Here is a 7,345-nt window from a genome sequence, read left to right on the forward strand (position 1 = left end):
CGTCGAGTGTGCTCCGCCGAGGTGAACGACAGGTCAGCCTCAGGGCTTGTTGTGCCCCGGAGCCTCGCCGGACTTGCCCGGACCGGTCCCCCCGCCAGCACCACCGGCACCCGGGCCCTGCTGCGAGGTGGTGTCGACCCCGGTGTCCAGCGGGTCCTGCACCGGCAGGGTCGTGTCGTTGCCCGGCACCGGGTCGGTCGTCGGCACCTGTTCCGTCGGCTCGCTCGACTCGTCCGTCGGCTGGGAGGGCTCGTCGGACGGCTGCTCCTGCGCCGGCTCGGAGGGCTGCTGGGACGGCTGCTCGGCCGGCTGGCTCGGCTGCTGCTGCGCCGGCTCGCTCGACTCGTCGGACGGCTCCGAGCTCGGCTGATCGTCGGTCGGTGCGGTCTGCTGCGTCGACTCGGTCGGGTTCGGCGTGCTGCTGTCGTCACGGTTGAACGCGAGGGCCGCCACGACGATGCCGGCGACCACGAGGACCGCCAGGACGATCAGCGGCAGCACCCATCGCTTCCGCCGAGGCTCGTCGGGGTCGGTCGCGAGCGGCCGGGCCGGGGTGGCGGTGCCACCGGAGCGCCCACCGCCGCCGGAGCCCGGACCTGCCGCTGCGGCTCCGGGCGTGCCGAGGATCGTGGTCGCCACGTCGTCGTCCGCGCTCCGCGACGGCTGGGACTGGGCCGGCAGTCGGCGCGTGGCGTCGTCCGGACGGGAGGCACCGCTCACCGGCATCTGACGCGTCGCCGCGTCCGCGGGGTCACCTCCGGCAGCGGCAGCTGCCGCGGCGGCACCGGCCACCCCGGCACCGGCGGCGGCGCGCGTGACGGCCCCCGGGCCTCCCGGCAGGAGTTGCGTGGCGGGCGCGACGTCGTCCCGGCCGAGTGCGCGGAGGCGTGCTGCGGCCTCGGTGGCGGACGGGCGGTCTCCCGGGTGCTGCGCCGTCATGACGTGGAGCAGCGTGCGCCACGCCGTCGGCAGGTGCTGGTCGATCTCCGGCGCTCGGGCGAGTCGGGCGGTGGCGGCCTCGACCGCGCTGCCCGGGAACGCCTGCTTGCCGGTGAGGGCCTCGAGGAGCATCAGACCCAGCGCGTACACGTCGGCCTCGCCGGTGACGGGCTGGCCGAGGACCTGCTCCGGCGCCAGGTACGCAGCGGTGCCGATGACGGTGCCGGTCCCGGTGACGCGGGCGGCGTCGCGGAGCAGCGCGATGCCGAAGTCGGCGAGCTTGACGTGCTCGCCGTCCTGCTCGAGCAGGACGTTCGCGGGCTTCACGTCGCGGTGCACGATGCCCTGCGCGTGCACGGCGGCCAGGCCCTCGGCGACCTGGGCGCCCACGCGGGCGGTGGTCGTCGGGTCGAGCGGCCCCTCGCGCAGACGGGTGGCGAGGTCGCTGCCCGGGACGAGCTCCATGACGAGGAACGAGTCGCCGTCGTCGGTGTCGAGGGCCGCGTCGAACAGGGTGACGAGGTTCGGGCTGCGGAGGCCGGCGAGCACGTGGATCTCGGCCTCGGCGCGCGCACGCTCACCGTGGTCGACGGGTCCGATGCGGAAGAGCTTGACCGCGACCTCTCGTCCGAGCTGCTCGTCGACGGCGCGGTACACCGATGCCATCCCCCCGTGCCCGAGGGTCCCGGTCACCCGGTACCTGCCGCCGATCAGCCGTTCTTCCATGCGGGGAAACCTACCGGGCCGACCTGACGAGGGCGCGCAGCCGCGTCACGACGGGGTCGGCTCAGCGCCTCGGTGCAGCGCCGTCAGGTACAGCCGGTGCGCCGTGACGACGAGCGCCAGCCAGGCCAGCCCGAGCGCCCACGCCGCCAGCACGTCGGTGGCCCAGTGGTGCCCGAGGAACACCCGCGAGACCCCGACCGACAGCACGAACAACGTCCCGACGACGATCGTCCAGACCCGGGTCACCACACGGCTCTGCCGGAGGAGCAGCAGGTACACGATCGTGCCGACGACGACGGTCGCGTTGAGGGTGTGCCCGGACGGGAACGACGGCGAGTGCTCGAACGGCGGGACGGCGTCGGACAGCGGCGGCCGGGCGCGGCCGATGAGGTCCTTGCCGGCGATCGTCATGGCGAGGGAGCCGGCACTCGCGGCGACGAGGAGCACGAGCGGCGTCCACGCCCGGCGTTGGATCGTCAGGCCGACCAGGAACAGCACGGCGACGATCGGCATCCCGATGGTGCCGGCGATGTCGGTCCACCACGTGACGCCCTGGTCGAGCGCCGGGGTGCGGTGCGCGATCATCCAGTCGAGCACGGGCCGGTCGAGCACGGCGACGTCGTCGGATTCGCGCACGGCGTCGTAGACCTCGGACGCCACCCACGTCGCGACCGCGGCGATGCCGATCCCGACGAGCAGGGTGACGAGCAGCAGCGGCAGCGCTCCGAAGCGGCGGCCGAGGGCGGCCCACGAGTCGGCGATCGTCCGGCCGGCACGGGTGCGCCAGCGGGTGAGGTCGACGTCGCCGACGGTCCGGTCGACGCGCTCGCGCTCGGCGCCGCCGATCGCGGGTGCGCGGCCGGGCACGGGTGGGTGACCGTCGGCGTGGTGCTGTTCCATCCGACCACCCTGCCCGTCCGTGGCTGTGCGAGGACGGCCGGGGTGGCTACTTCGCCTGGTCGTACGACCGGACCACCGCGACCGTCAGCGGGAAGGTGACCGGGAACCCGCCGAACATGATCCGCCCGGCGTCGACCGCCGCGGCCCGAACCTGCTCCGCCACCCACTCGGTGTCGGCGGCCGGCGCGTGCACCACGAGTTCGTCGTGCACGAAGAAGACCATGTGCGGGCCCGAGGTGACCGCTCCGTCCGTCCGCGCGGCCAGCCGGGTGCGCAGGCCGCCCATCCAGGACAGCGCCCACTCGGCCGCCGTCCCCTGCACCACGAAGTTCCGCGTGAACCGTCCCCAGCTCCGCGCTCGGGACTCGACGGCCCGCTGCATCGCCGGAGCGCCGTCCACCGAGTACGCCCGGTTCCGTGCCTCGAACCAGGACTGCTCCGGCACCGGCGACGTTCGACCGAGCCGGGTGGTCACCGGTTCGCCCCGCTCCCCCGCCCGGGCCGCCTGCTCGACCAGGTCGAGTGCCCGCGGGAAGGCCCGGGCGAGCCGTGGGACGAACCGTCCGCCCTCGCCCTGGGTGGCGCCGTACATCGCGCCGAGCATCGCCATCTTCGCCTGCTGCCGGGTCTGCACCGCGCCCGAGGCCACGACCCCGTCGTACAGGTCCTGCCCGTCCCCGGCGGCGGCCATGTCGGTGTCGCCGGACATCGCCGCGAGCACCCTCGGTTCGAGCTGTGCCGCGTCCGCCACGACGAGCTCCCAGCCCGGATCGGCGACCACGGCGCCGCGCACCTGCTTCGGGAGCTGCAGCGCGCCGCCGCCGTTCGCCGCCCAACGTCCGGTGACGACCCCGCCGACGACGTACTCCGGGTGGAACCGGCCGTCCTGCACCCACTCGTCCAACCACGTCCACCCGTTGGCGGTGAGCAGTCGGTAGAGGCGCTTGTACTCCAGCAGCGGTTCGATCGCCGGGTGCTCCAGTCGTTCGAGCTCCCACTTCCGGGTGCTGTCCACGACGAGTCCGGCCCGCCGCAGGGAGCGCAGGACGTCGGCGGGCGAGTCCGGGTTCAGGTCGGGGTCGTCGAGTCGCTGACGGAGGACGACGGCGAGTTCCTCGAGCTTCCGGGGCCGCACCCCGTACGGCACGCGCGGGCCGAGGGCGTCGGCGAGCAGCCGCTCGTGCACGTCGGTCCGCCAGGGCAGTCCGGCGTGCTTGATCTCGGCGGCGACGAGGGCGCCGGCGGACTCCGCCGCCAGGAGCAGCCGCAGCGCTCCCGGCTCCGTCGCTCCCGCGACCGCCTCGAGTTGCGCACGCAGTTCGGCGACCGGGTCGAGGTCGTCGTCGGCCGGGGCGATCGTGAACAGGTCGTCGTCGAAGAGCGAGGCCTGCGTGGCGGGGGCTGGTCGGGCCTCCGGAGCGGCGGCGGCGTCCCACGCACTGACCGGTGCCTGCGCGAGCGCGGACCCGCGGGTGGCGAGCGCGGTGCGGAGCAGGCGGTGGCCGAGGCGCAGATCGACGCACCGTGCCACGCGTCCGCCGGCCGCCAGCACGGCCGGGTACCAGCGTGCGGTGTCGGACCACACCCAGCGGACGCCGGGGCCGTCGTGCGCGGCGACGAAGGCCGGGAGGCCCGACTCGTCCAGGCGCGTCGGCTGGCCGTCCGGCGCTCCCGCGTCCGTCAGCGGCGTCGCGGTGAGGCCGCCGTCGACACGGGCGAGGACGAGGTGCACGCCGTTGATTCTGCCGTGCGCCGCCGTCACCGGTGGACGCGGGCTCCGCTCAGTGGACGAGGGCGAGCTGGTCCGTGTCGGTGCAGGGAGGTGCTCAGTCGCCCGGACGGACGGCCGCGCTGTCGGCGACGTCGATGCGCACGTCGCCGGACTCGGTCTCCTCGACCTCGACACGGGGTGCCTCGTCGTGCTCGTCCGACCCGGACATCCGGCGGAACGTGTCGTGGCGACGCTCCTCGAAGGTCATGTCGACGCCGTCGTCCAGGTGGTCTCGGTCCGGTGCGCTCATGTCCGGAACGGTACGCCGACCGGGGCGGTCCCGGTGCGCTCGGACCAGTGCCCGCCCGCAGCCCACCGCTCCTGGACGGCGTGCTGCAGTCGGCCGACGGGGACGGCCTGGCGCGCCGAGGCCAGGTCGGTGCCGAAGACGAACTTCGCCATCGAGGCGTCACCCTCGTGGTGCGACTCGTGCAGCCCGTCCGGGTCGTCCGACTCGGGCAGCAGTGTGAACCGTGCCGCGAACCGTGCCGTGTTCGACGACGGCCCGAGGACTGCTGCGACCTCGGGATCGAGCAACCACGACGAGCACACGAACGTGTCGACCGCCAGGTCGGGGTCGAGCCGCCGGAGCACCGCGGGAGCCGCCGCGAAGGACCGGTCGCAGGCCGCCGGCTCGAGCGGACCCGCCTCCGGCACGTGCACGCCCCACGCGGGCGTCCCGTCCGGCAGGTGGGCGGCCCGCTCGAACTGGAGGCGCCCCACGGCCACCACGCGCCCGGTCGCGACCTGCGCCAGCCAGTCCAGCCCGGTGCCGTCGAGCCCGTAGTGGTCGGTCTTCCGGTCCACGTCCGCGACGCTCGCGGCGGCGTCCTCGGCGCTGCAGCCGTGCGTGACCAGCCACCGCTCGGTGACCGGGAGCACCGCGCGGAGGGCGGCGAGCAGCGCCGCCTCCCGGCCCGCCGGGCCGACGTGCTGCACGGCCGCCTCGAGCGCCGGGGCCAGCCCGGCGGGCTCGTCCCGCGACCCGACGGCGGCGGTGAGGAGCGCGACGGGGTCGGGGCGGGCCTCCCGGCCGACGGCTGCCGGACTCACTTGAGACCCGAGGAGGCGAGCCCGTCGATCACCCGGCGCTGGAGCACGATGAACATGATGAGCACCGGCGCCATCGCCATCAGGCTCGCGGCCATGAGCACGGGGTAGTCCACGGTCCGGTCGCTCGAGAGCGTCGCGAGCCCGGCGGCCAGCGGCATCGCCTCGGCGCGGGTGGACACCACCAGGGGCCAGAGGAGCTCGTTCCACGACCAGAGCACCGTGGTGATCGCGAGCACGCTCATCGACGGCCGGGCCAGGGGCAGCATGATCCGCCAGAACGTCTGGAACGGGTTCGCGCCGTCCATGCGCGCGGCCTCCTCGAGCTCGGCCGGCATGCTCAGGAACGCGGTCCGCATGAGGAAGGTGCCGAACGCGCTGAACAGGCCCGGCGCGACGATGCCGGCCAGGGTGTCGAGCCAGCCGAGCCCCTGCACGATCTGGTACTGCGAGATCAGGTACACCTGGGACGGCACCAGCAGGATCGACAGCACGATCCCCAGGATGAGTCCGCGACCCCGGAAGCGCATCCGCGCGAACGCGTACCCGGCCAGGGTGCAGAGCACGATCTGTGCTGCCGTGCGGATCAGGGTCACCCAGATCGACGTGCCGAGCTGGCTCAGGAAGGGCAGCCGCTCGAACACCTGCGCGAAGTTCTGCCACTGCAGCTGGCCCGGCCAGAACACCGGCGTGGGCGACGTCACCTGCGCGTTGGTGGACAGCGCCATGATGATCTGCCAGAGGAACGGGAACGCCATCACGAACCCGCCGACGCCGAGCACCACGTGGATCCACCAGTGGCTGCCGCCGCGACGACCGGGACGGACCTGGCCACGGACACGGGTGCGGCTGGCGGCCTTGGTCGCCGCGGACAGCTTGCTGCCGTGCGCTTCGATGATGCCGGTCATGACTGCACCCACTTCTTCTGGACACGGAACTGGATGACCGTGATGATGCCGATGAGCAGGAAGATCACCATCGCGATCGCCGCCGCGAAGCCCTTGTCGCCGTCGACGAACCCGGAGTTGTAGAAGTAGAAGACGAGGGACATCGTCTTCGGGATCACCGGGTTGAGGGGGCCCAGGATCGCGTAGAGCAGGTCGAACAGCTGGAAGCTCGAGATCGTCGTGACGATGAGCACGAAGAAGATGCTCGGGCTCAGCAGCGGCACGGTCAGCGAGCGGAACTGCCGCCACCGGCTGGCGCCGTCGAGCTCAGCTGCTTCGTACAGCTCCGGCGGGATGTCCTTCAGCCCGGCGCCGAGGATGATCATGGAGAAGCCGAGCGACGACCACAGGCCGACGAGCGAGACCGCGACGAGGGCGAACCCCGGGGTGGAGATCCAGTACGGGCCGGCGATGCCGAACAGCCCGAGGAACGAGTTCACGATGCCGAAGTCGCCGTTGAACATGATGCGCCAGACCAGCGCGATCGCGGCGGGCATCGCCACGTAGGGCAGGAAGAACAGCACGCGGTAGAACTGGGCGAAGCGCAGGCCCGGGGTGTTCAGCAGGCTGGCGAGCCAGACCGCGATCGGGATGCCGAGCAGGACGATCACCGTGTAGATGATCGTGTTGAGCAGCGACTGGTACAGCTGCGGGTCGGCGATCAGGCGGGTGTAGTTCGCCAGACCGGTGAAGCTCGAGCCGCCGAAGACGCCCCAGCTCGTGAACGAGTAGTAGAACGTCTGCAGGATCGGCCAGATGAAGAACGTGCCGACGCCGATCAGCAGCGGCAGGACGAACAGCCACGGCCAGAAGCCGTCGGTGCGGGGGGCCCGCGTCGGTCGCGAGCGGTCGGCGGGGCGGGTCTCGGGCGGTGGGGACGCCTCGGCGGCGTCGGGTCGCTGGGTGTGGATCGTCATCAGGTCGCTCCTCGGCCAGGGCGGTCGGATCGGGTGGTCCGGGCGGTGCGGATGGTGGGCGTGCGACGGCCGGCCGGTCGGGCGGGGTGCCCGAC

The 7,345-nt window shown here is 73.2% G+C and carries 7 protein-coding genes; all 7 read right to left on the bottom strand.

Annotated features, from left to right (window positions below):
• Positions 1–39 precede the first annotated feature (39 nt).
• The 7 genes from QCD68_RS11500 to QCD68_RS11530 all read right to left on the bottom strand — a co-directional run bounded on the left by QCD68_RS11500 (position 40) and on the right by QCD68_RS11530 (position 7,250).
• Complete coding sequence (locus tag QCD68_RS11500; protein ID WP_301223107.1) at positions 40–1,665, bottom strand: serine/threonine-protein kinase; 1,626 nt, start codon at positions 1,663–1,665, stop codon at positions 40–42.
• 45 nt (positions 1,666–1,710) lie between these two features.
• Positions 1,711–2,565 carry a phosphatase PAP2 family protein gene (locus QCD68_RS11505; RefSeq protein WP_301223108.1) on the bottom strand — a complete coding sequence of 285 codons (855 nt, stop codon included), beginning with the start codon at positions 2,563–2,565 and terminating at the stop codon, positions 1,711–1,713.
• A gap of 46 nt (positions 2,566–2,611) precedes the next feature.
• Positions 2,612–4,297, bottom strand: a complete 1,686-nt coding sequence (locus QCD68_RS11510; RefSeq protein WP_301223109.1) for a bifunctional 3'-5' exonuclease/DNA polymerase — start codon at positions 4,295–4,297, stop codon at positions 2,612–2,614.
• Between the two features lie 94 nt (positions 4,298–4,391).
• On the bottom strand, positions 4,392–4,586 hold the full coding sequence (locus QCD68_RS11515) for a multidrug transporter (RefSeq protein WP_110824332.1): 195 nt from the start codon (positions 4,584–4,586) through the stop codon (positions 4,392–4,394).
• Positions 4,583–5,389: a hypothetical protein gene (locus QCD68_RS11520; RefSeq protein ID WP_301223110.1), complete on the bottom strand. Its 807-nt coding sequence runs from the start codon at positions 5,387–5,389 to the stop codon at positions 4,583–4,585. Before QCD68_RS11520 ends, QCD68_RS11515 begins: the two co-directional genes overlap by 4 nt.
• A complete protein-coding gene (locus QCD68_RS11525) occupies positions 5,386–6,294 on the bottom strand; it encodes a carbohydrate ABC transporter permease (protein ID WP_253465442.1) in 909 nt (302 codons plus the stop codon). Before QCD68_RS11525 ends, QCD68_RS11520 begins: the two co-directional genes overlap by 4 nt.
• A complete protein-coding gene (locus tag QCD68_RS11530; RefSeq protein ID WP_221849002.1) occupies positions 6,291–7,250 on the bottom strand; it encodes a carbohydrate ABC transporter permease in 960 nt (319 codons plus the stop codon). Before QCD68_RS11530 ends, QCD68_RS11525 begins: the two co-directional genes overlap by 4 nt.
• Positions 7,251–7,345 lie beyond the last annotated feature (95 nt).

This window comes from Curtobacterium sp. PsM8 (assembly GCF_030433875.1).
Lineage (GTDB): Bacteria > Actinomycetota > Actinomycetes > Actinomycetales > Microbacteriaceae > Curtobacterium.

Bases quoted from the DNA above. Each gene is read 5' to 3' on its own strand.
- QCD68_RS11500 (WP_301223107.1), bottom strand. From the start codon at position 1,665: ATGGAAGAACGGCTGATCGGCGGCAGGTACCGGGTGACCGGGACCCTC.
- QCD68_RS11505 (WP_301223108.1), bottom strand. From the start codon at position 2,565: ATGGAACAGCACCACGCCGACGGTCACCCACCCGTGCCCGGCCGCGCA.
- QCD68_RS11515 (WP_110824332.1), bottom strand. From the start codon at position 4,586: ATGAGCGCACCGGACCGAGACCACCTGGACGACGGCGTCGACATGACC.
- QCD68_RS11525 (WP_253465442.1), bottom strand. From the start codon at position 6,294: ATGACCGGCATCATCGAAGCGCACGGCAGCAAGCTGTCCGCGGCGACC.
- QCD68_RS11530 (WP_221849002.1), bottom strand. From the start codon at position 7,250: ATGACGATCCACACCCAGCGACCCGACGCCGCCGAGGCGTCCCCACCG.